Raw genomic sequence first — 26676 nt, 5'->3', positions numbered from 1 at the left:
ACAAGCAGTAAGGGATTAGCATGCGAGCGTTAGCAAGTTTCATCATGCGCGGTCGTGTGCAGGCCACCCTGGTGGTGGTCATCAGCGCGGTACTGCCGCTGCTGTTCTGGTTGAGTGCCGCTGCCGGCAGCCTTGTGCTGCTGCGGCGTGGGTTCAAGGATGCTACAACGGTCATCGCCGGCGGCCTGCTGGCCGGGCTGGCCGTGTGGGTCATGGGCGATCCCATCACCTTTCTGGTGATTGCGGGTGCCCTGGCCCTGGCCGCCATGTTGCGTGCCGAGCATCCCTGGAGCCGGGTGTTGCTCGCCAGTGCCGTGTTCGCCGTGGCTTTCAGCCTCGTGCTTGATCTGGCGCTGGCGCAAACCTTCGATGTGCTGGCCAAGGCGTTTGCCGAAGCCATGCCGAAAATCGAGGGGCAACCGGTGCTCTCTGGTGAGCTGATCCGCCCCGTGCTGGTCGCTTCTACAGCAGTGACGGTGCAATTGTTCAGTGTGCTGGCGTTGATGCTGGCGCGCTATTGGCAGGCAGCGTTGTACAACCCTGGAGGCTTCGGTCGCGAGTTTCGCGAACTGAAGTTGCCGAAACAGACCATGGCGGTCTTGGTGGCAGTGATGGTGGTGGCGCCGTTTATCGGCCCGCAGTTCATCATCCTGGCATCGGCCTCGAGCCTGGTACTGGTGCTGGCCGGCATCGCCTTGATGCACGGGCTGGTGGCGCAGGGGCGACTGGCCGGTTTCTGGCTGGTAGGCATGTACGTGACGCTGCCGCTGATCATGCAGCTGATTTATCCGTTGCTGGTGGTTCTGGCCATTGTCGACAGCCTGATTGATTTTCGCGGTCGCAAGTCCCCCAAGGGGAATGACTCCGCGAACGGTGAAGGTTAAAAGTTAAGAGGTTTTACCAAATGGAACTGATCCTGCTGGAAAAAGTCGCTAACCTGGGCAACCTGGGCGACAAAGTAAAGGTTAAGGCTGGTTACGGCCGTAACTTCCTGCTGCCATTCGGCAAGGCCACCGTTGCCAACGCCGCCAACCTGGCTGCGTTCGAAGAGCGTCGCGCCGAGCTGGAAAAAGCAGCTGCTGACAAGAAAGCTTCGGCTGAAAGCCGCGCTGCCCAACTGGCCGAGCTGGAAGTGACCATCACTGCCACCGCTGGTGACGAAGGCAAGCTGTTCGGTTCGATCGGCACCCACGACATCGCTGACGCCCTGACCGCCTCCGGCGTTGAAGTGGCCAAGGCTGAAGTTCGTCTGCCGAACGGCACCATCCGTCAGGTTGGCGAATACGACGTAGCCGTGCACCTGCACAGCGACGTTGAAGCCACCGTACGCGTGGTCGTCGTAGCTGCCTAAGCTGCGCTGACTGGCTGGCCCGTCAGGTGTCAGCCGGTTAACATCGGGCACGGTCCTGTTCATACAGGCCGTGCCCTTTGTCTTTTTCATCCTCCAGAATTCTTTCGTGGCCATGAACGAGATCACCACCTCCGAACAGCTCGACCTGCAAACCGCAGCCCTGAAGGTGCCGCCGCATTCCATCGAGGCCGAACAGGCCGTGCTCGGTGGCCTGATGCTGGACAACAACGCCTGGGAGCGGGTACTGGACCAGGTGTCGGATGGCGACTTCTACCGGCATGACCACCGCCTGATCTTCCGTGCCGTGCACAAGTTGGCCGACGCCAACCAGCCATTCGACGTGGTGACCCTGCACGAGCAGCTGGACAAGGAAGGCCTTTCTTCGCAAGTCGGTGGGTTGGCGTACCTGGCCGAGCTGGCCAAGAACACCCCGTCGGTGGCCAACATCAAGGCCTACGCTGCGATCATTCGCGAGCGCGCCACCCTGCGCCAGCTGATCAGTATCAGTACCGACATCGCCGACAACGCGTTCAACCCGCAAGGGCGTAACGCCGAAGAGATTCTTGACGATGCCGAGCGGCAGATCTTCCAGATCGCCGAGGCGCGGCCGAAGACCGGCGGCCCGGTAGGCGTCAACGAACTGTTGACCATGGCCATCGACCGCATCGACACGCTGTTCAACTCCGACAGCGACATCACCGGCGTATCCACCGGCTTTACTGACCTGGACGAGAAAACCAGCGGCCTGCAGCCGGCCGACCTGATCATTGTTGCCGGGCGTCCGTCGATGGGTAAGACCACCTTCGCGATGAACCTGGTGGAAAACGCTGTACTGCGTACCGACAAGGCGGTACTGGTGTTCTCTCTCGAGATGCCAGGTGAATCGCTGATCATGCGTATGCTCTCGTCCCTGGGCCGTATCGACCAGACCAAGGTGCGTTCCGGCCAGCTGGACGACGACGATTGGCCGCGTCTGACCTCGGCGGTGAACCTGCTCAACGACCGCAAGCTGTTCATCGACGATACCGCCGGCATCAGCCCCTCGGAAATGCGCGCGCGTACCCGCCGCCTGGCCCGTGAGCACGGCGAAATCGCCATGATCATGGTCGACTACCTGCAGCTGATGCAGATCCCGGGGTCGGCCGGTGACAACCGGACCAACGAAATTTCCGAGATTTCCCGCTCGCTCAAGGCCCTGGCCAAGGAGTTCAACTGCCCGGTCATCGCCCTGTCGCAGCTGAACCGCTCGCTGGAACAGCGCCCGAACAAGCGCCCGGTGAACTCCGACTTGCGTGAATCCGGTGCGATCGAGCAGGACGCCGACGTGATCATGTTCGTGTACCGCGACGAGGTGTACCACCCTGAGACCGAGCACAAGGGCGTGGCGGAAATCATCATCGGTAAGCAGCGTAACGGCCCCATCGGCTTCGTGCGCCTGGCGTTTATCGGCAAGTACACCCGCTTCGAGAACCTTGCGCCGGGTATGTACAACTTCGACGACGACGAATAAGCCACTGGCCTCATCGCCGGCAAGCCATGAATCCGACAACCACCGTCGGATTTGGTCAAAATTTGTGCTATATTCCGCGCCCGCGATTTCCCTGCACACCAGAACCGGTCACTGACATGCAAGCAGCCAAACCACTCTACGACTATCCCAAGTACTGGGCCGAATGCTTCGGGCCAGCACCTTTCCTGCCAATGAGCAGGGAGGAGATGGATCTGCTCGGCTGGGATTCCTGCGACATCATCATCGTGACCGGTGATGCCTACGTTGACCACCCGTCGTTCGGCATGGCCATCATCGGCCGCCTGCTGGAGGCCCAGGGCTTCCGCGTGGGCATCATCGCCCAGCCGAACTGGCAGTCGAAAGACGACTTCATGAAGCTCGGCGAGCCGAACCTGTTCTTCGGCGTGGCCGCGGGCAACATGGACTCGATGATCAACCGCTACACCGCGGACAAGAAGATCCGCTCTGACGACGCCTACACCCCCGGTGGCCTGGCCGGCAGCCGTCCGGACCGTGCCAGCCTGGTATACAGCCAGCGCTGCAAGGAAGCCTACAAGCATGTGCCGATCGTATTGGGTGGCATCGAGGCCTCGTTGCGCCGCATCGCCCACTACGACTACTGGCAGGACAAGGTCCGCCACTCGATCCTGATCGACGCCAGCGCCGACATCCTGCTGTTCGGCAACGCCGAGCGTGCGGTGGTCGAGGTCGCCCAGCGCCTGTCCAACGGCGAGAAGATCGAGACCATCACCGATGTGCGCGGCACTGCTTTCGTGCGTCGTGATACGCCCCAGGGCTGGTACGAGATCGACTCGACCCGCATTGACCGCCCGGGCCGCGTCGACAAGATCATCAACCCGTACGTGAATACCCAGGACACCCAGGCCTGTGCCATCGAGCAGGCCAAGGGCGACCAGGAGGACCCGAACGAAGCCAAGGTCGTGCAGATTCTCGACAGCCCGAGCATGACCCGGGAAAAGTCGGTGATCCGCCTGCCGTCGTTCGAGAAGGTGCGTAACGACCCGGTGCTCTATGCCCACGCCAACCGCGTGCTGCACCTGGAGACCAACCCGGGCAACGCCCGCGCCCTGGTGCAGAAGCATGGCGAAGTGGATGTGTGGTTCAACCCGCCACCCATCCCCATGAGCACCGAGGAAATGGACTACGTGTTCGGCATGCCCTACGCCCGTGTGCCGCACCCGGCCTACGGCAAGGAGCGCATCCCGGCCTACGAGATGATCCGCTTCTCGGTGAACATCATGCGTGGCTGCTTTGGTGGCTGTACCTTCTGCTCGATCACCGAGCACGAAGGCCGCATCATCCAGAACCGCTCGCACGAGTCGATCCTGCACGAAATCGAAGAGATGCGTGACAAGGTGCCGGGCTTCACCGGCGTTGTCTCCGACCTTGGCGGCCCGACTGCCAACATGTACCGCATCGCCTGCAAGAGCCATGACATCGAGAAGCACTGCCGCAAGCCGTCGTGCGTGTTCCCGGGCATCTGCGAAAACCTCAACACCGACCACAGCTCGCTGATCGAGTTGTACCGCAAGGCCCGTGCCTTGCCGGGTGTGAAGAAGATCCTGATCGCCTCGGGCCTGCGTTACGACCTGGCCGTGGAGTCGCCGGAGTACGTCAAGGAACTGGTTACCCACCACGTTGGCGGTTACCTGAAGATTGCCCCGGAGCACACCGAGCGTGGCCCGCTGGACAAGATGATGAAGCCGGGCATCGGCACCTACGACCGCTTCAAGCGCATGTTCGAGAAATTCTCGAAAGAGGCGGGCAAGGAGCAGTACCTGATCCCGTACTTCATCGCCGCGCACCCAGGCACCACCGACGAAGACATGATGAACCTGGCCCTGTGGCTGAAGGGCAACGGCTTCCGTGCCGACCAGGTGCAGGCGTTCTACCCATCGCCGATGGCCTCGGCCACGGCCATGTACCACTCGGGCAAGAACCCGCTACGCAAGGTGACCTACAAGAGCGAAGGGGTGGAGATCGTCAAGAGCGAGGAGCAGCGCCGCCTGCACAAGGCGTTTCTGCGTTACCACGACCCGAAGGGCTGGCCGATGCTGCGTGAAGCGCTGCAGCGCATGGGCCGCGCCGACCTGATCGGGCCGGGCAAGCACCAGCTGATCCCGCTGCACCAGCCGCAGACCGATACCTACCAGAGTGCGCGCCGCAAGAACTCGACCCCGGCGGGTAGCCACAAGGTGGGCAAGGACCAGAAGATCCTTACCCAGCACACCGGCCTGCCGCCGCGTGGCAGCGATGGCAGCAAGCCGTGGGACAAGCGTGAAAAGGCCAAGGCCGAAGCGTTTGCGCGCAACCAGCAGGCGGCCAAGGAGCGCAAGGAAGCGGCCAAGGGTGGCAAGGGCAACAAGAAGCCGCGTCAGCCAGTCATTCCGCGCTAACTGATCCATATTGGGACCGCTTTGCGGTCCTTTCGCGACACAAGGCCGCTCCCACATTGATCGGCGCACGCAGTGCTTTTGTGGGAGCGGCCTTGTGTCGCGAAAGGGCTGCAGAGCAGCCCCAAAATCTGCAAATCAATCGGGCTTCTTGTCGACCCACTTCGGCGCCACTGGCGCTACAAAGCTTTCCATCCCGTCCAGCAGCTCATCCGGCTGCTGCCCCAGCAGCAACATCGCCCGATGCTGCGGCCGCACGAAGCCTTCTTCGACGATATGGTCGAGGAATCCGCCTAGCTTCTCGTAGAAGCCGTTCTCATCCAGCAGCCCCAGCGGCTTGGCGTGATAGCCCAATTGCCCCCAGGTCCATACCTCGAACAATTCCTCCAGCGTACCCAGCCCACCGGGTAGGGCGATGAAGGCATCGCTAAGCTCGGCCATGCGAGCCTTGCGTGCATGCATGCCGTCGACCACTTCCAGGCGGCTCAGGCCTTTGTGGCCGATTTCGGCATTCATCAGGCTTTCGGGGATGATCCCGATCACTTCGCCGCCGGCCGCCATGGCCGCGTCGGCGACAGTGCCCATCAGGCCGACCGCGCCACCACCATAGACCAGGGTCAGGCCGCGACGGGCAATCGCCTGGCCCAGCGCGATGGCCGCTTCACGGTAGGCAGGGTTGGCGCCGATACTGGCGCCGCAGAACACACAAACGGAACGTACGGGCATTGCTCATCTCCTGTCACTCAGGCTGACAGGGTAAGGTCCATGCCCTACAGTTCCAAGGCCGGTTTCACTCCGGTCGGGAGAATTCGCAGATGGCGCCAGTCGCTCCATGGGCGTAGGCCGCCAGCAGGCTGTTCATCAGGCTACCAAGGGTCATTTCGTATTGCTCCTAAATGAGAGGTTGTCCCATCCTCCAATAAAAGGGCATGATGTGCTCTTGAATTGGTTGTATACAATCGATTGAACAATTCTACTGGCTGGCCGCTTGACACCCCCTTGACCCATATCAGCAAGGGGCTGAACGGTTTCAGGCAGTCTCGCAATTGATAAAACCCTGCCAAGGAGATTCATGATGTTTGCGAAAGCTGTAGCGGTATCCCTGCTGACCCTCGCCAGCGCCTCTGTCTTCGCAGCCGAGTGCTCGGTGACTGTCGACTCCACCGACCAGATGTCCTACAACACCAAGGAAATCAACGTCGACAAGAGCTGCAAGGAATTCACCGTCAAACTGACCCACTCCGGCAACCTGCCGAAGAACGTCATGGGCCACAACCTGGTGATCAGCAAGACTGCCGACATGCAGGGTATTGCCACCGAAGGCATGAGCCAGGGTCTGGAAAAGGACTACATCAAGGCTGACAACGCCGCGATCATCGCCCACACCAAGATGATTGGCGCGCCTGAGAAAGAAACTGAAGTGAAGTTCGACGCTACCAAGCTGGAAGCCGGTGGCGACTACAGCTTCTTCTGCACCTTCCCGGGCCACATCTCGATGATGAAGGGCAAGGTCGTCGTCAAGTAATCAAAGGCTGACGGTGAACCCTGTGGGAGCGGGTTCACCCGCGAATGCGTCGGTGGCTTCACCATCGTATTCGCGGGTGAACCCGCTCCCACAGGTCCTTCTATAGCCTTATCAAGGGGCGAACGGCAGTTCGCGCTTGTGCTGGGTCTTGCGGTAGGTGGCGACGATGATGTCGAACGCTGCCTGGTCAACCGGCTGCCCATGCAGGAAGGCATCGATCTGCTGGTAGGTCACGCCATGGGACGCTTCGTCCGGCTTGCCCGGCGCCAGGTCTTCCAGGTCCGCAGTCGGCACCTTCTCCACCAGTGACTCCGGCGCACCAAAGCTGCGCGCAATCGCCCGTACCTGATTCTTCACCAGCCCGCTCAGCGGCGCCAGGTCGCAGGCGCCATCACCAAACTTGGTAAAGAAGCCCATCACCGCCTCGGCGGCGTGGTCGGTACCGATCACCAGGCCCGCGCGGGCGCCGGCGATGGTGTACTGGGCGACCATGCGGGTACGTGCCTTGACGTTGCCCACGACAAAGTCCACCAGTGTCGGCGAGCCGTTCTTCAGCTCTACGACCTCAGCTGCCAGCGCCTTCACCGCCGGGGCGATATCGACGGTGTGCACTTCATCGGCCTTGATCACGTCCAGGCATGCCTGGGCGTCATGTTCATCGTGTTGTACGTGATAGGGCAGGCGCACCGCGATGAAGGTGTAGGCCTTGTCACCGGTCTCTGCGCGCAACTCGTTGATGGCGCGTTGGGCGAGCAGGGCGGCGGTCAGCGAGTCGACGCCGCCGCTGATGCCCAGCACCAGGGTCTTGAGCCGGGCGTTGGCCAGGCAATCCTTGATGAACGCTACGCGCCGGGCGACTTCGGCCTCGAGCGCGGCGGCGTCGGCGAACGGCGGCTGTACCTTCAGCGCCTGGGCAATTTCTTGCTGAACCGCTTGCATGGGTTACTCCTTGCTGGGGACTTTGAATACATGGCGCATGTAGGCGACGAAGTTCTCGTCGCGGCACTGGGTCTTGGCAGCTTCGTCCGAGATCTTCGCCACCGGCGCGCCGTTGCAGTCGGTCATTTTAAGCACGATGTTCATCGGGGCCACGCCCGGGATATCACAGGTCAGGTTGGTGCCGATGCCAAAGCTGACGTTGATGCGACCGCGCAGGGCACGGAAGATTTCCAGCGAGCGGGTCAGGTTGAGGCCGTCGGAAAACACCAAGGTCTTGGTCATCGGGTCAATACCCAGTTTCTGGTAATGGGCAATGGCCTTTTCCGCCCAGGCCACCGGCTCGCCCGAGTCGTGGCGCAGGCCGTCGAACAGCTTGGCGAAGTACAGGTCGAAATCGCCGAGGAAGGCATCCATGGTGATGCAGTCGGTCAGGGCGATGCCGAGCAGGCCGCGGTACTCGCGCACCCAGCAGTCCAGTGCGGCGATCTGGCTGTCGATCAGTCGCGGGCCGAGTTGCTGGTGAGCCATGATCCATTCATGGGCCATGGTGCCCAGCGGCTTGATATCCAGTTTCCATGCCAGGTCGACGTTGCTGGTGCCAACGAAGCGACCCGGGAAATCGTCGCGCAGCACGCGCACCACTTCTTCCTGCACGCGGCTGGAAAAGCGCCGGCGGGTGCCGAAGTCAGCCACCTGCAGTTCGGCCAGTTCGTCGTCGCTGGCATGTGCGCGCAGCCAGTCGAACTTGCGGTACAGCTGGTCGCGGGCTTCGGCCAGGCGCATGCGCGGGTGCAGCTGGCGGTTGCGCACTTCACTGATGATCGCCAGCAGCGGCACTTCGAACAGGATCACATGCAGCCATGGGCCTTTCAGGCGCAGGAACAGCTGGTCGTTTTCTATCCCCAGGCGCACGTAGCGCAGGTTGAAGCGGAACAGGCGCAGAAAGCGCAGGAAGTCGGGCTTGAGGAAGGTGATGCGTTCGAGGAAGGCCAGTTGGCCGTCATCCAGGGTGAGGTCGCTGAGCAGTTCGAGCTGGTTGCGGATCTCGCCGAGGTAGGGGCGCAGGTCCTCGCCGTTGCGGCAGCGGAATTCCCATTCGACGTCGGCGTCCGGGTAGTTGTGCAGCACGCCCTGCATCATGGTGAGTTTGTAGAAGTCGGTGTCGAGCAGGTTGTGCACGATGCGCTCGGCGAATGCGCTCTCGCTCATCAAGGGGGCTCCGGAAGCGGCGAATGGCGGACATTGTGCCAGCCTTTGCGTCTCGTGTGGCTGTTCCGGCCTCTTCGCGGGCTTGCACTATACCACAGGCACTCTTCCGAGCTCAAGAACGGTGCAATACCTGTGGGAGCGGGCGAGCCCGCGAAGAGGCCGGAACAGCCAAAACCGCGTGTTTTTTTGTGCACCAGCTAGCCTTGAAACGGTGCCGCCTGTAGCAGTCGCGCACCAGCGGTGTGCAGTTCGGTGACGTCCGCTGTTACAGGGCGGTTGCACGTAAACACTTGCCAGGGTTGCAATGATGGCACTCGACGGTTGCTCCTTGTCTGTACGTGTGGTGGCGCCTGCCGCGTGGCAGACGGTTGCACGCTCAATAAAGAAAAGGCCGTCGGTCGCCTGCCTGCAACCTGCACAGTGTGTTTTCCCGGAAGACAAAACCTATGGCACGGCCCTTGCTCAGAGCACAGGGCTGAGAAGTTGTAGTGCCAACCAAAAAAAACTCTAGGAGCACCACCTCATGTCGCAGACGTTTTACAAGAAAGGTTTCCTGGCTCTGGCCGTAGCTACGGCACTGGGTGTTTCTTCGTATGTTCAGGCCGACGTCAAGATCGGTGTAGCGGGCCCGATGACCGGGGCTAACGCAGCGTTTGGCGAGCAGTACATGAAAGGTGCGCAGGCAGCGGCCGACAAGATCAACGCCGCCGGTGGCGTGAACGGCGAGAAAATCGTCCTGGTCAAGGGCGATGACGCCTGCGAGCCGAAGCAGGCCGTGGCCGTGGCCAACCGCCTGGTCGACCAGGACAAGGTGATCGGCGTGGTCGGCCACTTCTGTTCTTCCAACACCATCCCGGCCTCCGAGGTGTATGACGAGGCTGGCGTCATCGCCATTACCCCGGGCTCCACCAACCCACAGGTCACCGAGCGCGGCTTGGGCGCCATGTTCCGCATGTGCGGCCGTGACGACCAGCAGGGCATCGTCGCTGGCGACTACATCGTCGATGTGCTCAAGGGCAAGAAAGTCGCGGTGTTGCATGACAAGGACACTTACGGGCAAGGCCTGGCCGACGCGACCAAGGCACAGCTGGAAAAACGCGGCGTCAAGCCGGTGCTGTACGAAGGCCTGACCCGTGGCGAGAAGGACTTCAGCGCCGTGGTCACCAAGATCCGCTCCACCGGTGCCGACGTGGTCTACTTCGGCGGCCTGCACCCGGAAGCCGGCCCGCTGGTACGCCAGCTGCGCGAGCAGGGTCTGAAGGACGTCAAGTTCATGTCCGATGACGGCATCGTTACCGACGAACTGGTGGCCACCGCCGGCGGCGCGCAGTACGTCGATGGCGTGTACATGACCTTCGGCGCCGACCCGCGCCTGCTGCCAGACAGCAAGGCGGTGGTGGAGGAGTTCCGCAAGGCCGGTACCGAACCTGAGGGCTATACCCTGTACGCCTATGCCTCGCTGCAGGCGCTGGCCGCCGCGTTCAACGGCGCCAAGTCGAACAAGGGCGAAGCGGCTGCCGAGTGGCTCAAGGCCAACCCGGTGCAGACCGTCATGGGCGAGAAAAAGTGGGACAAGAAGGGCGACCTGACCGTGTCCGACTACGTGGTCTACCAGTGGGACAAGGACGGCAAGTACCACCAGCTGGAAAAACAAAAATAATAACGGCCCACGGCCCGGGCGCAGCTGACCCGGGCCCAAGCCCCGCGGTACCTGTCTTTATCCGTAGATCTGCACAGTACTGCGCTGCGAGGGCCGCTTGTCCCAGGCCCGCCGTGGTCGGCGCTCGTGCAATCTCAATCAGGTGAGATTGCGTTATGGATGGTATTTTCCTGCAGCAACTGGTCAATGGCCTGACCCTCGGGTCGGTCTATGGCCTGATCGCCATCGGCTACACAATGGTCTATGGCATCATCGGCATGATCAACTTCGCGCACGGCGAGGTGTATATGATTTCCGCGTACCTCGCGGCGATCAGCCTGGCATTGCTGGCTTACTTCGGTATCGAATCCTTCCCGCTGCTGATGCTCGGCACGTTGTTGTTCACCGTGGTCGTCACTGGCGTATATGGCTTCACCATCGAGCGCATCGCCTACAAGCCTCTGCGTAACTCCACCCGCCTGGCACCGCTGATCAGTGCCATCGGTATTTCGCTGATCCTGCAGAACTACGCGCAGATCAGCCAGGGCGCCCGCCAGCAAGGCGTGCCGACCCTGCTCGAAGGCGCCATGCGCATCGAAGTCGGCACCGGCTTCGTGCAACTGACCTACACCAAGATCTTCATCCTGGTGGCGGCCTTTGTCGGCATGGGCCTGCTCACCTACGTGATCAAGTACACCAAGCTCGGCCGCATGTGTCGTGCCACCCAGCAAGACCGCAAGATGGCCTCGATCCTGGGCATCAACACCGACCGGGTGATTTCCTACGTGTTCGTCATCGGTGCGGTGATGGCCGCCCTGGCCGGCGTGCTGATCACCATGAACTACGGCACCTTCGACTTCTACGCCGGCTTCATCATCGGCATCAAGGCGTTCACCGCCGCGGTGCTCGGCGGGATCGGCTCGCTGCCTGGCGCCATGCTCGGCGGAATCATCCTGGGCATTTCCGAGTCGCTGTTCTCTGGCCTGATCAACTCCGACTACAAGGACGTGTTCAGCTTCTCGCTGTTGGTGATGATCCTTATCTTCCGCCCACAAGGCCTGCTGGGTCGCCCGCTCGTGGCTAAGGTGTGAACATGTCCATTGCCAAAACTGCCTCTGTTACCGAAACCAAGGGTTTCGACCTTAAACGCAGCCTGCTGGAGACTATCGTCGCCGGCCTGCTGGCGCTCATCGTGTTTGGCCCGGTGGTCGGCGTAGTGCTCGACGGCTACAGCTTCAACGCCGAGCCGCGGCGTGTGGCCTGGCTGGTCGGCGGGGTGATGCTGGGGCGCTTCCTGCTCAGCCTGTACCTGCAGACCGCCGCCGGCTCGCGCATGCTCCAGGGCTTCGAAAGCGGTGGCTCGGGCGTGCATGTGCGCGCGCCGGACTACGTGTCGCGCCTGCGCTACATCATCCCGGCGCTGGTGGTGATCGCCATCGTCTTCCCGATCTTCGCCAACAAGTACCTGCTGACCGTGGTCATCCTCGGTCTGATCTACGTGCTGCTGGGCCTGGGCCTGAACATCGTTGTCGGCCTGGCCGGCCTGCTCGACCTGGGTTACGTGGCGTTCTATGCCATTGGCGCCTACGGGCTGGCGTTGGGTTACCAGTACCTGGGCCTGGGCTTCTGGAGCGTGCTGCCACTGGCGGCTATCGCCGCGGCGCTGGCAGGGTGCATCCTCGGCTTCCCGGTGCTACGGATGCACGGTGACTACCTGGCGATCGTGACCCTGGGCTTCGGCGAGATCATCCGCCTGGTGTTGAACAACTGGCTGTCGTTCACCGGCGGCCCCAACGGCATGCCGGCACCGTCACCAACCTTCTTCGGCCTGGAGTTCGGCCGCCGAGCCAAGGACGGCGGGGTACCGATCCACGAGTTCTTCGGCTTCGAGTACAACGCCAACCTCAAGTTCGTGTTCATCTACGCGGTGCTGTTCATCGTCGTGCTGGCTGTGCTTTACATCAAGCACCGCCTGACCCGCATGCCGGTCGGCCGCGCTTGGGAAGCGCTGCGCGAGGACGAAATCGCCTGCCGCTCGATGGGCCTGAACCATGTGCTGGTCAAGCTTTCGGCGTTTACCTTGGGTGCCTCCACCGCCGGCCTGGCCGGGGTGTTCTTTGCCACCTACCAGGGCTTCGTCAACCCGTCGTCGTTCACCTTCTTCGAGTCGGCGCTGATCCTGGCCATCGTCGTGCTCGGCGGCATGGGCTCGACCGTGGGTGTGGTGATCGCGGCCTTCGTGCTGACCGTGGCGCCCGAATTGCTGCGCAGCTTCTCCGAGTACCGCGTGCTGTTGTTCGGTGTGTTGATGGTGCTGATGATGATCTGGCGACCGCGTGGGCTGATCCGCATCAGCCGTACCGGTGTGACCCCGCGTAAAGGAGTGGCGCCATGAGCGACGATATCATTCTCTCGGTCGACAACCTGATGATGCAGTTCGGTGGCATCAAGGCGCTCAGCGATGTCAGCCTGAAGGTCCGGCGCAACCAGATCTTCGCCCTGATCGGCCCCAACGGCGCCGGCAAGACCACTGTGTTCAACTGCCTGACCGGCTTCTACAAGGCCAGTGGCGGGCGTATCGAGCTGAACGTGCGCGGCAGCCACACCAATGTCATCCAGCTGCTCGGCGAACGCTTCCAGGTCGCGGACTTCGTCTCGCCGGCGCGCTTTGCCAACCGCATGTACTACAAGATGTTCGGCGGTACCCACCTGGTCAACCGCGCCGGCCTGGCACGCACCTTCCAGAACATTCGCCTGTTCAAGGAAATGTCGGTGGTGGAAAACCTGCTGGTGGCCCAGCACATGTGGGTCAACCGCAACCTGCTGGCCGGGGTGCTCAACACCAAGGCTTACCGCAAGGCCGAGAGTGATGCGCTGGACCATGCGTTCTACTGGCTGGAAGTGGTCGACCTGGTCGATTGCGCCAACCGCCTGGCTGGCGAGTTGTCGTACGGCCAGCAGCGCCGCCTGGAAATCGCCCGGGCCATGTGCACGCGGCCGAAGATCATCTGCCTGGACGAACCAGCGGCTGGCCTGAACCCGCAGGAAACCGAGGCCCTCAGCCGCATGATCCGCGTGCTGCGCGACGAACACGACATCACCGTGGTGCTGATCGAACACGACATGGGCATGGTCATGAGCATTTCCGACCATATCGTGGTGCTCGACCACGGCAACGTGATTGCCGAAGGCTCGCCACAGGATATCCGCCACAACCCGACGGTTATCGCCGCCTACCTGGGTGCCGATGAAGAGGAACTGGTATGAGTGCACCCATTCTCGAACTGAAGGACCTGGACGTTTTCTACGGCCCGATCCAGGCGCTGAAAAAGGTCTCGATGCACATCAACGAGGGCGAGACGGTCAGCCTGATCGGCGCCAACGGTGCCGGCAAATCCACCCTGCTGATGTCGATCTTCGGCCAGCCGCGGGCGGCGTCGGGGCATATCGTGTACCGCGGTACCGACATCACCCGCAAGTCGTCGCACTACATCGCCTCCAACGGCATCGCCCAGTCGCCGGAAGGGCGCCGGGTGTTCCCCGACATGACCGTCGAGGAAAACCTGATGATGGGCACCATCCCCATCGGCGACAAGCATGCCGACGAAGACATGCAGCGCATGTACGAGCTGTTTCCACGCTTGAAAGAGCGGCGTAACCAGCGGGCCATGACCATGTCCGGTGGCGAGCAGCAGATGCTGGCCATTGCCCGCGCGCTGATGAGCCGGCCGAAGTTGCTGTTGCTGGACGAGCCATCGCTGGGGCTGGCGCCGATCGTGGTCAAGCAGATCTTCTCGACCCTGCGTGAGCTGGCCAAGACCGGGATGACCATCTTCCTGGTGGAGCAGAACGCCAACCATGCGCTGAAGCTGTCGGACCGGGCTTATGTGATGGTCAACGGGCAGATTCGCATGACCGGGACCGGGCAGGAGCTGTTGGTCAACGAGGAAGTGCGCAACGCTTATCTGGGCGGGCATTGAGTTGCATTCGGGGGCTGCAACGCAGCCCCATTCTCGATGTGGACAACTCCTAGCACACCTGTCCCTGTACACATCATCATCCCATCCCAAGCCCTTGTTTCCACAGGCCAGATCTTTTCCACGGATAATGTGGAACCGCCTGTGGAAAACATGGTGGCATATGCTTCAAGCCCTTTGATAGCAAGCCCTACAGAGTCATGATCATTTTTTGATCATATCGCCCTTGTGGATGATTTTCCCAAGCTTTTCAAAGTCCTGCATGCATGCGCAGAGTAATGAAAGCCCTGTGGATAACTCTGTGAAAAAACCTTGGACAGACCGCTGCAGGCGGCATGCTTGAAAGCCTTGCGCCATCACCGAAAAGATATCCACCGACCACAAGGCGCTGAAAGGGTTCCGCGCCGTGGACAAGTTGCCCCCAATCCGTGGGGAAAGCCTTGTGGATAACGTGCGTATAGCTGGCGCCGAGCCCTCTGCTGCAAGGGTTTGCCGAAGGCGAACAAAAAATGAACAGCACCCTGGACGGGTTGCTGCCAGCGCCCGGCGCGGGCATGCTGCAAAACTGCCGATGATAATCCACCGTGAGGAACAGAGCATGACGTCCACCGTATTCATCACTGGCGCGACTTCCGGTTTCGGCGAGGCCACTGCCCGCCGCTTCGCCGAAGCCGGCTGGAAGCTGGTGCTCACAGGCCGCCGCAAGGAGCGCCTGGACGCCCTGTGTGCCGAGCTGTCTGCCAAGACCGAAGTACACGGCCTGGTGCTCGACGTGCGTGACCGCAAGGCCATGGAGCAGGCCATCGCCAGCCTGCCGTCCGGCTTCGACAAGCTGCGCGGCCTGGTCAACAACGCTGGCTTGGCGCTGGGTGTGGACGCGGCGCAGAACTGCAGCCTGGACGACTGGGAAACCATGGTCGACACCAACATCAAGGGCCTGATGTACACCACCCGCCTGCTGCTGCCACGGCTGATTGCCCATGGCCGTGGGGCGTCGATCCTCAACGTAGGTTCCGTGGCGGGCAACTACCCATACCCGGGCAGCAACGTGTATGGCGGCACCAAGGCCTTTGTCGGCCAGTTCTCGCTGAGCCTGCGCTGCGACCTGCGGGGAACCGGCGTGCGGGTGAGCAACATTGAGCCGGGCCTGTGCGAAAGCGAGTTCTCGCTGGTGCGCTTCGGCGGTGACCAGGCCAAATACGACGCCACCTACGCTGGCGCAGAGCCGATCCAGCCGCAGGACATTGCCGAGACCATCTTCTGGATTCTCAACCAGCCGGCGCATATCAACATCAATAGCCTGGAGCTGATGCCGGTGAGCCAGGACTGGGCAGGCTTCTCGATCGACCGGTCGGTCAAGGGATAACAGGGATAAACATGGGCAAACCGGTGCTTGCCGGTTCGCCCATGACGTTGAGATCACTTCGGAATGTAAGAAATGTAGGTACGATCTGGCGGGATGATCCCAAGCAGCTGCAGGACATCATTGATTCCGTCATGCCGACCGAAATCCTCACGGACTGCGTTGCCACTGGTGATACGGCGGAGGCTGAGCAGATAGCTCAGCTTGCCATGAGCGAAGTAATCGACATTGTCGGATCGGTTGACGATGTCTTGCGCTGCTTTGTTGATTTCCTGTTGGAGATACTCTGCAAATGTCTGCTTGTTCACTGGCTTGAACCCATCACATGAAGGAACGTGGATGGTAGAAGGCAGAGAACTTCAGCTTCAGCAGGAACCCGTACCTCTAGAGTCATGTGCCAGGGTCGCTTCAAGGCAAGTTGCCAAGTGATAAGGGGTTGTAGAAGGCATATCATGCCGACTTACCGCGCCCTCACCATCCCGGCACTCATACCAGCCCGCCTCACGCAGGAACCGCGCGTCCAGCGCCTGCAACTGCCCAGCCAGCTTCGCCTCGCCCCCCGCCCGCAATACCAGCGCCCGTAGGTATTCCGCCTGCGCCCAGATCCGCTGGGTGGCGTCGAGCACCTTGCCATCCACATCCAGCATCGCCAGCACAGCGGCATCCTTCACCCCGTACTGCTCGGCGTAGTCGAAAGCCCGGTCGATGGACGCATGCAGCGGCGTGTCGCGCAGCAGTGGCGAGGTATGCAGCAGGTAGAACCACTCGAACTGGTGCCCCGGCTCGAACCAGTTATCCACAGCGCCGCGTGGCTTTTCCAGCATCAGGCCGTGGGCCGGTTCGATGAAGTGCGCCTGCAGCGCCTCGCACAGTTGCAGCAGCGACTGCCGGGCCTGCTCGTCGTCACGCACCGCCAGTACCTGCAGGAAGGCTTCGGCCAGGTGCATCTGCGGGTTTTGCAGCGGGCCGCTGCCAAGGTCGGCCCAGTCTTCCCCGAGGCTGGCTTCGTACAGGCCGTCGTCGCGGGCGAACTGCTGGTCAATGATGTCCAGCGCGGCGTTCAGCGTGGATTCCACCAGGTTTTCACGCACCTTGCCCCAGTAGTGGGCACAAGCGAAGACGATGAAGGCATGCGTGTACAGGTCCTTGCGCCGGTCCAGCGGTTTGCCCTGGGCGTCGATGCTGTAGAACCAGCCGCCGTGCTCGGCGTCATGGAAGTGCTTCTGCAGCGAGCGGAACAAGGCGGCGGCGCGCTCGGCTGCGCCGGGTTGCCCGATGCGGCTGCTGAACAGGTAGAGCTGGCGTGCGCAGGCCATGGCCCGATAGCGCTGCACCGGCAACGGTTGATGCTGGGCGTCCAGGGCCTCGTAGGGCAGGGCCATGTCGGCGTTCCAGCCCGGGCCTTGCCACAACGGCACGATGCGTTCGGCGAAGTGCTGGTTGAAGCGGGCCAGTTCGGGCAGGGTGGGGCGGGGGTCGGACATTTCGGCGCTCGTCGCTGTCGGGCAGGGCGCCATGGTAAGCAGAACTGGGGTTGTGGGTAGCCTGTGCCGGCCTCTTCGCGGGCACGCCCGCTCCCACAGCGAGTAATGTGGGGTACCTGTGGGAGCGGGCGTGCCCGCGAAGAGGCCAGAACAGGCTAGCGATCAGCCCGGGTTGCCGAGCCCCTGCCAATGCCGCGCACCGACGAAGATGAAGCGCAGCTGCTGGGTGATCTTTTCCTGCGGCGTCAGCGCCTGTGGATAACCCGCCTCGGGGCTGTCGATAAGCTCGGGCAGGGTGGCGAACACGGTTTTCACCACCAGGTCGGCCATCACCGCCAGCGCGGCGCTGTCCAGGTGCTGCCAGCGCTTCATCCGCGCCAGGTCGGTGGCCAGGTCGTCGCTGATGTCCTGGCGCAGGCGGGCAATGGCCTGGCGTACGGCCTGCGAGCCGCCGTACTGTTCACGGGCGAGGAACAGGAACTGCGCGCGGTGGGCGGCGACCACATCGAGGAAGATGCGCACCGAGGCGTCGGTGATGCCGCCCAGTTCGAATTCGTTGTGGCGCACCAGGCGGATAGTCTGGCGGAAGGTAGTGTCGACTTCGGCCACCAGGGCCAGGCCCAAGGCGTCCATGTCGGAAAAATGCCGGTAAAAGCCGGTGGGTACGATGCCGGCCGTCTTTGCCACTTCGCGCAGGCTGATACTGCCGAAACCACGGCCACTCTCCATGAGCTGGCAGGCGGCATCGAGCAGGGCCTGGCGGGTCTGTAGCTTCTGTTCGGCGCGCGGCAGCATGGTGCGGGCTTCTGTGACGGTAAGGCTGGGCACTCTAGTTAAAAAAACAAAGCCCGGTCAATGGACCGGGCCTGGAGGGGAGCAGGCGTTGTGACAGAGGTTGTTCTTTTCGGCCATGGTGATCAGCTCACACGGCTGATTTCAACCAGGCGATCGGAGCCACCTTCGGCGACGCGGCCAGTACGTTCGATCAGGCGATCGGAGCCACCTTCGGCAACGCGACCAGTACGTTCGATCAGGCGATCGGAGCCACCTTCGGCAACGCGGCCACTACGTTCGATCAGGCGATCGGAGCCACCTTCGGCAACGCGGCCACTACGTTCGATCAGGCGATCGGAGCCACCTTCGGCAACACGGCCACTACGTTCGATCAGGCGATCGGAGCCACCTTCGGCAACACGGCCAGTACGTTCGATCAGGCGATCAGAGCCACCTTCGGCAACGCGACCAGTACGTTCGATCAGGCGATCAGAGCCGCCTTCGGCAACGCGGCCAGTACGTTCGATCAGGCGATCGGAACCACCTTCGGCAACAGTTTTCAGCGGTTGGGCGATTTCCGCAGCGCTGGAGCGCGATTCGGCGGTCAGGTGTTGCTCGTCGGCTGGCAGGGCAAAAGCGTTGGCAGCCAGGATGGACAGGGTCAGGGTCAGCAGATGGCGTTTCATGATTTCGGTGCTCCTCTCGGGGGCTGGAAAGTGGGTACGGAGCCAATGCTACGCCGGGTAACGCCAGAGAGAAGTTCATACGGGTAATGGTAACAATCGACCGTATTGATAGAGGTTGCAAGCTGCTCTAGACAGCGCTTTTCAGACTGCATAGTGGCGGTTTGATAGTGCTGTTGGCGGGTAACACGCACGGCTTGGCGCGACGAACTGCTGAGCAAAAGGCCAGGAAAAACTTCGCTATCATGGCGCCATCGATAAAACCCCACGGGTTTTCATCAGTCCGAGATATTGAGCGCCACCGCTGCGCCTGTTCTGTGCCATACCGCAAGGAGAATCACGCAATGACGCGCCCCGCCAGAATCCTCGTCTGGACCCTCACCAGCCTGCTGACCCTGCTGGCGATCCTGGTGGCGGTGATTGCCACCTTCGACTGGAACCGCGTCAAGCCCCTGCTCAACGAAAAAGTCTCCGAAGCCCTGCAGCGGCGCTTCGCGATCAATGGCAACCTTGCCGTGGACTGGCGCATCGAACCTGAAGAGGGGGGCTGGCGTGCCTGGGTGCCCTGGCCGCACTTCATTGCCGAGGACCTGACCCTGGGCAACCCCGAGTGGCTCAAGGAGCCGAAGATGGTCGGCCTGGAGCGCGTGGCGTTCCGCCTGGCGCCGTTGCCGCTGCTGTTCCAACAGATCAGCATCCCGCGCATCGACCTGACCAGACCCACTGCCAGCCTTACCCGCCTGGCCGATGGTCGCGCCAACTGGGCCTTCGACTTCGGCCCCAAGGATGAAGATGCAGAACCTTCCAAATGGCAACTGGACATCGGCACCATCGGCTTCGACCAAGGCAGTGTCAGCTTCGATGACCAAACCCTGAAAACCAGCATGAAGGTGCAGATCGACCCGCTGGGCAAGCCTGTCCCGTTCAGCGACATCGTCGGCAAGGCCCGCGCCGAGAAGGCCGGTGCAGCGCAGGACTATGCCTTCGGGCTCAAGGCCCAGGGCCGCTACAAAGGCCAGCCGGTGTCCGGCACCGGCAAGATCGGTGGCCTGCTGGCCCTGCAGGACGCCAGCCAGCCGTTCCCGCTGCAGGCTGACGTGCGCATCGCCGACACTCATGTTGTGCTCGCCGGCACCCTGACCGACCCGCGCAACCTCGGCGCCCTCGACCTGCGCCTGCGCCTGTCCGGTGCCAGCCTGGGCAACCTCTACCCGTTGATCGGCGTAACCTTGCCCGACACTCCGGCCTATTCCACCGACGGTCACCTCAGTGCCAACCTGCACGCGGCGCAAGGGGCGACCTTCAACTACCAGGGTTTCAACGGCAAGATCGGTGACAGCGATATCCACGGCGACCTGGCCTTCGTTGCCACCCAGCCACGGCCCAAGCTGTCCGGCAACCTGGTGTCCGACCAGTTGCTGTTCAAGGACCTGGCGCCGCTGATCGGCGCCGACTCCAACGCCGAGCAGAAGGCCCGCGGCGGTGCCAGCAAGCAGCCGGCGGGCAAGGTGCTGCCGGTGGAGGAGTTCCGCACCGAACGTTGGCGTGCCATGGACGCCGACGTCACCTTCGCCGGCAAGCGCATCGTGCACAGCGCGCAATTGCCGTTCAACGACCTGTCGGCCCACGTGATTCTGGAGGACGGCCTGCTGCGCCTGGAGCCCCTGCGTTTTGGCGTGGCTGGCGGTAACCTGGCCTCCAGGATCCGCCTGGATGGCCGCAACGTACCGTTGCAGGGGCGCGCCCGTCTGACGGCGCGGGGCTTCAAGCTCAAGCAGTTGTTCCCCTCCTTTGCGCCGATGCAGACCAGCTTCGGTGAGTTGAATGGTGATGCCGATATCACCGGCCGGGGCAACTCGGTGGCCGCCTTGCTGGGCACAGCCAATGGCGACTTGCGCATGCTGATCAACGATGGCGCCATCAGCCGCAGCCTGATGGAGATTGCCGGGTTGAACGTGGGCAACTACGTGGTCGGCAAGCTGTTTGGCGATGAGGATGTGAAAATCAACTGTGCGGCGGCCGATGTGGGCATCAAGGATGGCCTGGCGACCACGCGCTTGTTCATCTTCGATACCGAGAACGCGATCATCTACATCAACGGCACGGCCAATTTCGCCACCGAGCAGCTGGACCTGAAAGTTACCCCGGAATCGAAAGGCCTGCGGCTGTTCTCGCTTCGCTCGCCGCTGTATGTGCGCGGGCCGTTCGCCAAACCCAGTGCCGGGGTGCAGGCAGTACCGCTGGCGTTGCGCGGGGCGGGGATGGTGGCGTTGGGAGTGGTAGCCGGGCCAGCGGCGGGGTTGCTGGCGCTGATTGCGCCTAGCAGCGGGGATGATCCGAACCAGTGCACGCCGCTGTTGCAGCAGATGAAAGCCGGCAAGGCGCCAGCGGTGGTGAAAGGCAAGAAATGACAGGGGGCCGCTTCGCGGCCCATCGCGACACAAGGCCGCTCCCACACGTATTTCACAACCCTAAAGACTTGTGGAAAACCTGTGGGAGCGGCCTTGTGTCGCGAAAGGGGCGCAAAGCGCCCCCAAGAATCACAAGCCTTGCAACAGGTCGGACATATCGTCCGCGTGCTCTTCTTCCTGCGCGAGGATGTCTTCAAAAATCCGCCGCGTAGTCGGATCTTTATCCCCAATGTACCGAATGATCTCGCGATAGCTATCGATGGCGATCCGCTCCGCCACCAGGTCCTCCAGCACCATTTCCTTCAATGAAGTGCCCGCCACATATTGGGCATGAGACCGCTGGCTCAGGTTGTCCGGGTTGAAATCCGGCTCTCCACCTAACTGCACGATCCGTTCGGCAAGCTTGTCGGCGTGCTCGGCTTCCTGGTTGGCATGCTCGAGGAATTCATCGGCAGCCACGCTGGCCTTGATGCCGCTGGCCATGAAGTAGTGGCGTTTGTAGCGCAATGTGCAGACCAGCTCGGTGGCCAGGGCTTCGTTGAGCAGGCTGATGATTCGCTCGCGGTCAGCCTGGTAACCCTCGGTCACGGCCCCGTTCTCGACATGCTGGCGGGCACGTTCGCGCAGGGTTTGTACATCGGTAAGTTCCGTCGCATTCATGTTCATCTCCTAAAGCATCAGGGTGGTCATGGGCAGGCCTGGAAGGCTTACGCGCCGTGGACGGCGGCGCTGTCTTCTTCGCGCTGTTTGCAAGTCTTGAAGCCCTTGGCATCGACATGGCCGGTGGCGTCGAAGCGCACGTAGTAGGGCTGCTGGTGGCCGTCACGGTTGAGGATGTAGTCGTTGCAGGTGCCGCCATGGGGCAGGTCGATCACGTTGGACGGGCTGCCGCCGATGGCGATGACTTTCTGCATGGTCATGCCTTTTTCCACCTGCCTGACCAGCGGCTCGTCGCGGTAGGTGACGTAGTCAACCGGGTTTTCCGGGCGGCTGCCGCAGGCGGCGAGGGTGGCGCTTGCCAGAAGGATTGCCAGGGTCTGCTTGTACATGGTCCCGCTCCTTGCAAAGGTCTGTGTGGTTTTGAACCGCAGCGCGCTCCGGGAGTTCGATTGCGATGGTCATCAAGGCCGCTGTAGTGTTGGCCGGTCGTCCACGGAAAGGGGCTGGGGCAATGCAGCAGGAATTGGCCACGCGATACCCGTTGGTGCTGGTGCCGGGCATGCTCGGTTTTGTCCGGCTAGTGCTCTACCCCTACTGGTTCGGCATCGTGCCGGCCCTGCGCAAGGGCGGGGCGCAGGTGTTCCCGGTGCAGGTTTCGCCGCTGCATTCCAGCGAGGTGCGCGGCGAGCAGTTGCTGGCCATCATCGAAGACATCTGCCAGCGCACCGGCGCGGAAAAGGTCAACCTCATCGGCCACAGCCAGGGCGCCCTGAACGCACGCTACGCTGCCGCCAGGCGGCCCGGACGGGTGGCTTCGGTCACGTCGGTGGCGGGGCCCAACCATGGCTCGGAACTGGCCGACTACCTGGCGCGTACGGCACCGGGCGAATCCCCGCAGGGGCGCATCCTCAAGGCTGTGCTGCATGGCTTGGCCGTGCTGCTGGTGTGGCTGGAAACCGGCTGGCGCCGCGACCCGCTGCCGGTGGATGTACACGCCTCGCACCAGTCGTTGACCAGTGCCGGGGTGGCGCTGTTCAACCAGGCTTATCCACAGGGGCTACCAGGCACCTGGGGCGGGGAAGGGGCCTATGAGGTCGATGGTGTGCGCTATTACTCCTGGTCCGGCACCTTGCAGCCCGGCCTGACCGACCAGGGGCGCAACCGCTTCGACGGCAGCAGTCACTTCTGCCGACTGTTCGCACGCAGTTTCGTCAAGGAAAAGGGCCATTGCGACGGCATGGTCGGGCGCTTCAGTTCGCACCTGGGGCAGGTCATCGGCGACGACTACCCGCTCGACCACCTGGATATCGTCAACCAGTCGCTTGGCGCGGTGGGCAAGGGCAGCGAACCGGTGCGGCTGTTCATCGAACATGCTGCCCGGCTCAAGGCGGCAGGGCTCTAACGGCGGATCGGTGTGGTCCAGCGCTCGGCCAGTATCACGCCGGCCAGGGTCAGCAGGCCGCCGACCAGGTGATAGCGGGCCAGCTGCTCGTCGAGCACCACGGCGGCGATCAGCGCGGTGACCAGCGGCAGCAGGTTGAAGAACAGCGTGGTACGGCTTGGGCCCAGGCGGTGCACGGCCTTCATCCATACCAGGGGCGCGATCATCGAGGCCAGCACGCAGGCGTACAGCACCAGGCCAATGTTGCGGCTGTTCAGGCCAGTCTTGTCCGACAGCAGGAACAGCGGCAGCAGCACGACGATGGCCACCAGCACCTGCAGGTACAGCAACTGCATCGGTGGCAGGCGCAGCTGCCATTTCTTCAGCAGGAAGCTGTACAGCGCGTAGGCCAGGGTGGCCACGAGCATCAGCAGGTCGCCGCTGTTAAGGCCTTGTTGCAACAGGGCGGCGGGCTGGCCGGCGCTGACCACTTCCAGTACGCCGAAGAATGACACCAGCGCGCCCAGCAGGGCGCCGTAGCTCAGGCGCTGGCCCAGCCAGGCGATGGACAGCGCCAGTGACATCAGCGGCATCAGCGAGAGGATGATGCCCATGTTGGTGGCGCTGGTGATGCCGGCGGCGAAGTAGGCCAGGCTCTGGTACAGCGCCATGCCCAGCACGCCCAGTACGAACACCTTGCCCAGGTGCGGGCGGATGGCCGCACGATTGCGCCACACGGTGGGCAGCAGGAACGGGGTGAACAGCAGCGCGGCCAGCAGCCAGCGGTAGAAGCCGATCTCGGCGGGGTGGATGGCACCGGCGGACATCTTGGTGACCACGGTGTTGCCGGCCCAGATGAGGATGGCGGTGAGGGGGAACAGGTAGTTCATGTAGCAGGTTACTCGTCGGGGCTTGGATTGGGGCTGCTTTGCAGCCCTTCGCGGGCTTGCCCGCTCCCACAGGGACATCACAGGCCTGGAGACTGTGGGAGCGTGCGAGCCCGCGAAGGCCTGCGGAGCAGGCCCTCGATAGGCCTGTATTATCGATTGTCTGTTCACAAGCCTATACTCCTATCCAGACAACCCACCCCGCAAAGCAGACAGCATGCCGCGCAAATACCTCGACATTCCCCAGTTCACCCAGCTCCCGGCCCCGGTGTACTTCCGCCACGACGAGTTCGGTGCCGACACTCGCAGCGCTCTGCACCGCCACGCCTGGGGCCAGCTCAACTACACCGCCCACGGCGTGATGCACCTGGAGGTCGGCGGCCAGCACTTCCTGTCGCCGCCGCAATACGCCGTGTGGGTGCCGCCCGACACCGAACATGGCTGCTACAACCCGCAGGCCATCGTCTACCGTTCGGTCTACCTGGACCGCAGCCTGTGCGCCGCACTGCCGCAGCAACCGTGCAGCCTGATGATCAGTGACATCCTCAAGGCCATCCTCGCCGACTTTGCCCGGCGCGACCTGCGGGTGGCCGAGGGCGAGCGCGACCAGCGCCTGGTGCAGGTGCTGCTCGACCAGTTGCTGCTGGCGCCCACCCAGGCCTGCTACCTGCCGTTTGCCCACAGCGAAGGCTTGCGCCAGGTGCTCGATGCCCTCGGTGCCGAGCCAGGCGACAACCGCCCGCTGGCCGACTGGGCTGCCCGGGTGCATGTCAGCGAACGTACCCTGGCCCGCCAGTTCCTGCGCGAACTGGGCATCAGTTTTGGCGAATGGCGCCTGCGCCTGCGCTTTCTGCGCGCCATCGAAGCGCTGGAGGCCGGCCAGCCGATCCAGGCCATTGCCTTCGACCTGGGCTACAGCAGCGCCTCGGCGTTCATCGCCATGTTCCAGCGCCAGGCCCATTGCACGCCCGAGCAATACCGCCGCCAGGCACGGGCAGGGCGTTGAGAATTCTTGGCTACACTCAGCTCGATCCCCGTGCATCGGGCACGGAGCCAAGGAGACCACTCCATGAAAGTGCTGCAAATCCCCTTGCTGGCGTTGGCGGTGCTGTTCAGCGCCCAAGGCTTCGCCGCCAATACCGCGCAGCAGGAAAAGATGAAAACCTGCAACGCCGACGCCACCGCCAAAGCCCTCAAGGGCGATGAGCGCAAAGCCTTCATGAGTACCTGCCTGAAGAAGGAAGTGCCGCAAACCCAGCAAGAGAAGATGAAAACCTGCAACGCTGACGCCACCACCAAGGCCTTGAAGGGGGACGAGCGCAAAGCGTTCATGAGCGACTGTCTGAAGAAGAAATGACCTGCGCCTATGCCTGCAGGCGTAAGGCTGGCAGACTGCGGGTCTTTCCCGTTGTCTGCCGTTGAGGCTGTATGACCTTCACCCCCCGCCAAGTCACCCTGGCCAGCTGGATCATCGTGTTTGCCGGCCTGTTGCTGGCGCTGCCCCTGAAATTGCTGCCGAGCCTGCTGGCCGGCTTGCTGGTGTTCGAGCTGGTCAACATGCTCACGCCGCGGCTGCAGCCGCTGCTGGCCGGGCAGCGCGCCCGTTGGCTGGCGGTGGCGCTGCTCGGCACGCTGGTGGTCAGCACCCTGACCCTGCTGTTTGCCGGTGCCTTCAGCTTCCTGCTGCACGAGGCGGAAAACCCCGGTGCCTCGCTGGACAAGTTCATGGCCTTGGTGGAGCGTGCCCGTGGGCAGCTGCCGCCGTTCATCGAAGGCTACCTGCCGGCCAGTGCGGCGGAGTTCAAGGTGGCCATCGGTGACTGGATCAAGAGCCACCTGAGCGACCTGCAACTGGTGGGCAAGGGCATGGCGCACATGTTCGTCACCTTGTTGATCGGCATGATCCTCGGTGCCATCGTCGCCTTGCAGCGCATCCCCGACATCTCCCGGCGCAAGCCGCTGGCGGCGGCGCTGTTCGAGCGCCTGAGCCTGCTGGTGCAGGCGTTTCGCAACATCGTCTTCGCGCAGATCAAGATTTCGCTGCTCAACACTACCTTCACCGGCATTTTCCTGGCCGTGGTGCTGCCGATGTTCGACGTGCACCTGCCGCTGACCAAGACGCTGATCGTGCTGACCTTCCTGCTGGGCCTGCTGCCGGTGATCGGCAACCTGATGTCGAATACCCTGATCACCATCGTCGGCCTGTCGCTGTCGATCTGGGTGGCGGCGGCGGCGCTGGGTTACCTGATCGTCATCCACAAGGTCGAGTACTTCCTCAACGCGCGGATCGTGGGCGGGCAGATCAGTGCCAAGTCGTGGGAACTGCTGCTGGCGATGCTGGTGTTCGAAGCGGCATTCGGGCTGCCGGGGGTGGTGGCGGGGCCGATCTACTATGCCTACCTGAAGAGTGAGCTGAAGCGGGCCGAACTGGTCTGATTCTTCATTAGCCTGTACCGGCCTCTTCGCGGG

Annotated in this window: 27 protein-coding genes; 17 read left to right on the top strand and 10 right to left on the bottom strand. The window is 62.6% G+C overall.

The genetic code is table 11. The features are described 5' to 3' along the window. The first annotated feature begins 20 nt into the window (after positions 1-20). The 4 genes from A4C63_RS05995 to A4C63_RS05980 all read left to right on the top strand — a co-directional run bounded on the left by A4C63_RS05995 (position 21) and on the right by A4C63_RS05980 (position 5278). Entirely contained in the window at positions 21-884 is an 864-nt protein-coding gene (locus A4C63_RS05995) for a hypothetical protein (RefSeq protein WP_063911915.1), read from the top strand. 20 nt (positions 885-904) lie between these two features. Beyond that, positions 905-1351 (top strand): 50S ribosomal protein L9, encoded by a 447-nt coding sequence (rplI, locus tag A4C63_RS05990; RefSeq protein ID WP_003249568.1) that lies wholly within the window; start codon positions 905-907, stop codon positions 1349-1351. Positions 1352-1463: 112 nt separating this feature from the next. Next, positions 1464-2861: a replicative DNA helicase gene (gene dnaB / locus A4C63_RS05985; protein ID WP_015271992.1), complete on the top strand. Its 1398-nt coding sequence runs from the start codon at positions 1464-1466 to the stop codon at positions 2859-2861. A 116-nt stretch (positions 2862-2977) separates the two neighbouring features. Further along, entirely contained in the window at positions 2978-5278 is a 2301-nt protein-coding gene (locus A4C63_RS05980; RefSeq protein ID WP_063911914.1) for a YgiQ family radical SAM protein, read from the top strand. A 135-nt stretch (positions 5279-5413) separates the two neighbouring features. Here A4C63_RS05980 and A4C63_RS05975 read toward each other — a convergent pair whose 3' ends face one another. Beyond that, positions 5414-6001, bottom strand: a complete 588-nt coding sequence (locus A4C63_RS05975; protein WP_063911913.1) for a TIGR00730 family Rossman fold protein — start codon at positions 5999-6001, stop codon at positions 5414-5416. Positions 6002-6350: 349 nt separating this feature from the next. Between A4C63_RS05975 and azu the strand changes: the two genes are divergently transcribed. Then, positions 6351-6800, top strand: a complete 450-nt coding sequence (gene azu / locus A4C63_RS05970) for an azurin (protein ID WP_063911912.1) — start codon at positions 6351-6353, stop codon at positions 6798-6800. 111 nt (positions 6801-6911) lie between these two features. Here the strand turns inward: azu and nadE are convergent, their stop codons facing one another. Both nadE and pncB read right to left on the bottom strand, forming a co-directional pair. Beyond that, positions 6912-7739, bottom strand: a complete 828-nt coding sequence (gene nadE, locus A4C63_RS05965; RefSeq protein ID WP_063911911.1) for an ammonia-dependent NAD(+) synthetase — start codon at positions 7737-7739, stop codon at positions 6912-6914. Positions 7740-7742: 3 nt separating this feature from the next. Continuing rightward, positions 7743-8948 (bottom strand): nicotinate phosphoribosyltransferase, encoded by a 1206-nt coding sequence (gene pncB / locus A4C63_RS05960; protein ID WP_063911910.1) that lies wholly within the window; start codon positions 8946-8948, stop codon positions 7743-7745. A 523-nt stretch (positions 8949-9471) separates the two neighbouring features. Here pncB and A4C63_RS05955 point away from each other — a divergent pair. From A4C63_RS05955 to A4C63_RS05935, 5 genes are all read left to right on the top strand, one after another. After that, on the top strand, positions 9472-10608 hold the full coding sequence (locus A4C63_RS05955; RefSeq protein WP_063911909.1) for a branched-chain amino acid ABC transporter substrate-binding protein: 1137 nt from the start codon (positions 9472-9474) through the stop codon (positions 10606-10608). Between the two features lie 155 nt (positions 10609-10763). After that, entirely contained in the window at positions 10764-11678 is a 915-nt protein-coding gene (locus A4C63_RS05950) for a branched-chain amino acid ABC transporter permease LivH (protein ID WP_063911908.1), read from the top strand. A 2-nt stretch (positions 11679-11680) separates the two neighbouring features. Beyond that, complete coding sequence (gene livM, locus A4C63_RS05945; protein WP_063911907.1) at positions 11681-12982, top strand: high-affinity branched-chain amino acid ABC transporter permease LivM; 1302 nt, start codon at positions 11681-11683, stop codon at positions 12980-12982. Next, the gene (locus tag A4C63_RS05940) at positions 12979-13854 is read left to right on the top strand and encodes an ATP-binding cassette domain-containing protein (RefSeq protein WP_063911906.1); all 876 of its coding nucleotides are present in this window, start codon (positions 12979-12981) and stop codon (positions 13852-13854) included. Before livM ends, A4C63_RS05940 begins: the two co-directional genes overlap by 4 nt. Beyond that, a complete protein-coding gene (locus tag A4C63_RS05935) occupies positions 13851-14567 on the top strand; it encodes an ABC transporter ATP-binding protein (RefSeq protein ID WP_004576969.1) in 717 nt (238 codons plus the stop codon). The genes A4C63_RS05940 and A4C63_RS05935 overlap by 4 nt, the downstream gene beginning before the upstream one ends. A 201-nt stretch (positions 14568-14768) precedes the next feature. Here the strand turns inward: A4C63_RS05935 and A4C63_RS26245 are convergent, their stop codons facing one another. Further along, positions 14769-15182 (bottom strand): hypothetical protein, encoded by a 414-nt coding sequence (locus A4C63_RS26245; protein ID WP_156510852.1) that lies wholly within the window; start codon positions 15180-15182, stop codon positions 14769-14771. Between A4C63_RS26245 and A4C63_RS05930 the strand changes: the two genes are divergently transcribed. Both A4C63_RS05930 and A4C63_RS26240 read left to right on the top strand, forming a co-directional pair. Continuing rightward, entirely contained in the window at positions 15163-15930 is a 768-nt protein-coding gene (locus A4C63_RS05930) for an SDR family oxidoreductase (protein ID WP_063911905.1), read from the top strand. The two genes, A4C63_RS26245 and A4C63_RS05930, sit on opposite strands and share 20 nt — an antisense overlap. An 11-nt stretch (positions 15931-15941) precedes the next feature. Beyond that, entirely contained in the window at positions 15942-16256 is a 315-nt protein-coding gene (locus A4C63_RS26240) for a hypothetical protein (protein WP_063911904.1), read from the top strand. A gap of 36 nt (positions 16257-16292) precedes the next feature. Here A4C63_RS26240 and A4C63_RS05920 read toward each other — a convergent pair whose 3' ends face one another. From A4C63_RS05920 to A4C63_RS05910, 3 genes are all read right to left on the bottom strand, one after another. After that, positions 16293-17411 carry an AGE family epimerase/isomerase gene (locus tag A4C63_RS05920; protein WP_063911903.1) on the bottom strand — a complete coding sequence of 373 codons (1119 nt, stop codon included), beginning with the start codon at positions 17409-17411 and terminating at the stop codon, positions 16293-16295. Between the two features lie 162 nt (positions 17412-17573). Then, complete coding sequence (locus tag A4C63_RS05915) at positions 17574-18206, bottom strand: TetR family transcriptional regulator (protein WP_063911902.1); 633 nt, start codon at positions 18204-18206, stop codon at positions 17574-17576. Between the two features lie 122 nt (positions 18207-18328). Beyond that, complete coding sequence (locus A4C63_RS05910; RefSeq protein WP_063911901.1) at positions 18329-18871, bottom strand: hypothetical protein; 543 nt, start codon at positions 18869-18871, stop codon at positions 18329-18331. A gap of 341 nt (positions 18872-19212) precedes the next feature. Between A4C63_RS05910 and A4C63_RS05905 the strand changes: the two genes are divergently transcribed. Beyond that, positions 19213-21279 carry an AsmA family protein gene (locus A4C63_RS05905; protein ID WP_063911900.1) on the top strand — a complete coding sequence of 689 codons (2067 nt, stop codon included), beginning with the start codon at positions 19213-19215 and terminating at the stop codon, positions 21277-21279. 129 nt (positions 21280-21408) lie between these two features. On the opposite strand, the gene A4C63_RS05900 is transcribed toward A4C63_RS05905, so the two are convergent. Together A4C63_RS05900 and osmE are read right to left on the bottom strand one after the other, a co-directional pair. After that, a complete protein-coding gene (locus tag A4C63_RS05900) occupies positions 21409-21939 on the bottom strand; it encodes a bacterioferritin (protein ID WP_063911899.1) in 531 nt (176 codons plus the stop codon). Between the two features lie 47 nt (positions 21940-21986). Then, positions 21987-22328, bottom strand: coding sequence for an osmotically-inducible lipoprotein OsmE (gene osmE / locus A4C63_RS05895; protein ID WP_063911898.1), 342 nt, complete (start codon positions 22326-22328; stop codon positions 21987-21989). A 122-nt stretch (positions 22329-22450) separates the two neighbouring features. On the opposite strand from osmE, the gene A4C63_RS05890 reads away from it, so the two are divergent. Continuing rightward, positions 22451-23341, top strand: a complete 891-nt coding sequence (locus A4C63_RS05890) for a triacylglycerol lipase (RefSeq protein ID WP_063911897.1) — start codon at positions 22451-22453, stop codon at positions 23339-23341. Here the strand turns inward: A4C63_RS05890 and A4C63_RS05885 are convergent. Next, the gene (locus A4C63_RS05885) at positions 23338-24210 is read right to left on the bottom strand and encodes a DMT family transporter (protein WP_063911896.1); all 873 of its coding nucleotides are present in this window, start codon (positions 24208-24210) and stop codon (positions 23338-23340) included. The two genes, A4C63_RS05890 and A4C63_RS05885, sit on opposite strands and share 4 nt — an antisense overlap. Positions 24211-24424: 214 nt before the next feature. Here A4C63_RS05885 and A4C63_RS05880 point away from each other — a divergent pair, with 214 nt between their 5' ends. The 3 genes from A4C63_RS05880 to A4C63_RS05870 all read left to right on the top strand — a co-directional run bounded on the left by A4C63_RS05880 (position 24425) and on the right by A4C63_RS05870 (position 26643). Next, entirely contained in the window at positions 24425-25213 is a 789-nt protein-coding gene (locus tag A4C63_RS05880; protein ID WP_063911895.1) for a helix-turn-helix transcriptional regulator, read from the top strand. A gap of 63 nt (positions 25214-25276) precedes the next feature. Continuing rightward, entirely contained in the window at positions 25277-25564 is a 288-nt protein-coding gene (locus A4C63_RS05875; RefSeq protein WP_063911894.1) for a PsiF family protein, read from the top strand. 71 nt (positions 25565-25635) lie between these two features. Beyond that, positions 25636-26643: an AI-2E family transporter gene (locus A4C63_RS05870; protein WP_063911893.1), complete on the top strand. Its 1008-nt coding sequence runs from the start codon at positions 25636-25638 to the stop codon at positions 26641-26643. Positions 26644-26676: the final 33 nt, after the last annotated feature.

The sequence above is a fragment of the Pseudomonas sp. p21 genome, assembly GCF_001642705.1.
GTDB lineage: Bacteria > Pseudomonadota > Gammaproteobacteria > Pseudomonadales > Pseudomonadaceae > Aquipseudomonas.
Note: the sequence above shows the minus strand (reverse complement) of the source record. Positions and strands in the feature narration are given on the sequence as shown.

What these genes read in the sequence shown, in the direction of transcription:
- A4C63_RS05995 (WP_063911915.1), top strand. Translation starts at nt 21, where the DNA reads ATGCGAGCGTTAGCAAGTTTCATCATGCGCGGTCGTGTGCAGGCCACC.
- rplI (WP_003249568.1), top strand. Translation starts at nt 905, where the DNA reads ATGGAACTGATCCTGCTGGAAAAAGTCGCTAACCTGGGCAACCTGGGC.
- dnaB (WP_015271992.1), top strand. Translation starts at nt 1,464, where the DNA reads ATGAACGAGATCACCACCTCCGAACAGCTCGACCTGCAAACCGCAGCC.
- A4C63_RS05980 (WP_063911914.1), top strand. Translation starts at nt 2,978, where the DNA reads ATGCAAGCAGCCAAACCACTCTACGACTATCCCAAGTACTGGGCCGAA.
- A4C63_RS05975 (WP_063911913.1), bottom strand. Translation starts at nt 6,001, where the DNA reads ATGCCCGTACGTTCCGTTTGTGTGTTCTGCGGCGCCAGTATCGGCGCC.
- azu (WP_063911912.1), top strand. Translation starts at nt 6,351, where the DNA reads ATGTTTGCGAAAGCTGTAGCGGTATCCCTGCTGACCCTCGCCAGCGCC.
- nadE (WP_063911911.1), bottom strand. Translation starts at nt 7,739, where the DNA reads ATGCAAGCGGTTCAGCAAGAAATTGCCCAGGCGCTGAAGGTACAGCCG.
- pncB (WP_063911910.1), bottom strand. Translation starts at nt 8,948, where the DNA reads ATGAGCGAGAGCGCATTCGCCGAGCGCATCGTGCACAACCTGCTCGAC.
- A4C63_RS05955 (WP_063911909.1), top strand. Translation starts at nt 9,472, where the DNA reads ATGTCGCAGACGTTTTACAAGAAAGGTTTCCTGGCTCTGGCCGTAGCT.
- A4C63_RS05950 (WP_063911908.1), top strand. Translation starts at nt 10,764, where the DNA reads ATGGATGGTATTTTCCTGCAGCAACTGGTCAATGGCCTGACCCTCGGG.
- livM (WP_063911907.1), top strand. Translation starts at nt 11,681, where the DNA reads ATGTCCATTGCCAAAACTGCCTCTGTTACCGAAACCAAGGGTTTCGAC.
- A4C63_RS05940 (WP_063911906.1), top strand. Translation starts at nt 12,979, where the DNA reads ATGAGCGACGATATCATTCTCTCGGTCGACAACCTGATGATGCAGTTC.
- A4C63_RS05935 (WP_004576969.1), top strand. Translation starts at nt 13,851, where the DNA reads ATGAGTGCACCCATTCTCGAACTGAAGGACCTGGACGTTTTCTACGGC.
- A4C63_RS05930 (WP_063911905.1), top strand. Translation starts at nt 15,163, where the DNA reads ATGACGTCCACCGTATTCATCACTGGCGCGACTTCCGGTTTCGGCGAG.
- A4C63_RS26245 (WP_156510852.1), bottom strand. Translation starts at nt 15,182, where the DNA reads ATGAATACGGTGGACGTCATGCTCTGTTCCTCACGGTGGATTATCATC.
- A4C63_RS26240 (WP_063911904.1), top strand. Translation starts at nt 15,942, where the DNA reads ATGGGCAAACCGGTGCTTGCCGGTTCGCCCATGACGTTGAGATCACTT.
- A4C63_RS05920 (WP_063911903.1), bottom strand. Translation starts at nt 17,411, where the DNA reads ATGTCCGACCCCCGCCCCACCCTGCCCGAACTGGCCCGCTTCAACCAG.
- A4C63_RS05915 (WP_063911902.1), bottom strand. Translation starts at nt 18,206, where the DNA reads ATGCTGCCGCGCGCCGAACAGAAGCTACAGACCCGCCAGGCCCTGCTC.
- A4C63_RS05910 (WP_063911901.1), bottom strand. Translation starts at nt 18,871, where the DNA reads ATGAAACGCCATCTGCTGACCCTGACCCTGTCCATCCTGGCTGCCAAC.
- A4C63_RS05905 (WP_063911900.1), top strand. Translation starts at nt 19,213, where the DNA reads ATGACGCGCCCCGCCAGAATCCTCGTCTGGACCCTCACCAGCCTGCTG.
- A4C63_RS05900 (WP_063911899.1), bottom strand. Translation starts at nt 21,939, where the DNA reads ATGAATGCGACGGAACTTACCGATGTACAAACCCTGCGCGAACGTGCC.
- osmE (WP_063911898.1), bottom strand. Translation starts at nt 22,328, where the DNA reads ATGTACAAGCAGACCCTGGCAATCCTTCTGGCAAGCGCCACCCTCGCC.
- A4C63_RS05890 (WP_063911897.1), top strand. Translation starts at nt 22,451, where the DNA reads ATGCAGCAGGAATTGGCCACGCGATACCCGTTGGTGCTGGTGCCGGGC.
- A4C63_RS05885 (WP_063911896.1), bottom strand. Translation starts at nt 24,210, where the DNA reads ATGAACTACCTGTTCCCCCTCACCGCCATCCTCATCTGGGCCGGCAAC.
- A4C63_RS05880 (WP_063911895.1), top strand. Translation starts at nt 24,425, where the DNA reads ATGCCGCGCAAATACCTCGACATTCCCCAGTTCACCCAGCTCCCGGCC.
- A4C63_RS05875 (WP_063911894.1), top strand. Translation starts at nt 25,277, where the DNA reads ATGAAAGTGCTGCAAATCCCCTTGCTGGCGTTGGCGGTGCTGTTCAGC.
- A4C63_RS05870 (WP_063911893.1), top strand. Translation starts at nt 25,636, where the DNA reads ATGACCTTCACCCCCCGCCAAGTCACCCTGGCCAGCTGGATCATCGTG.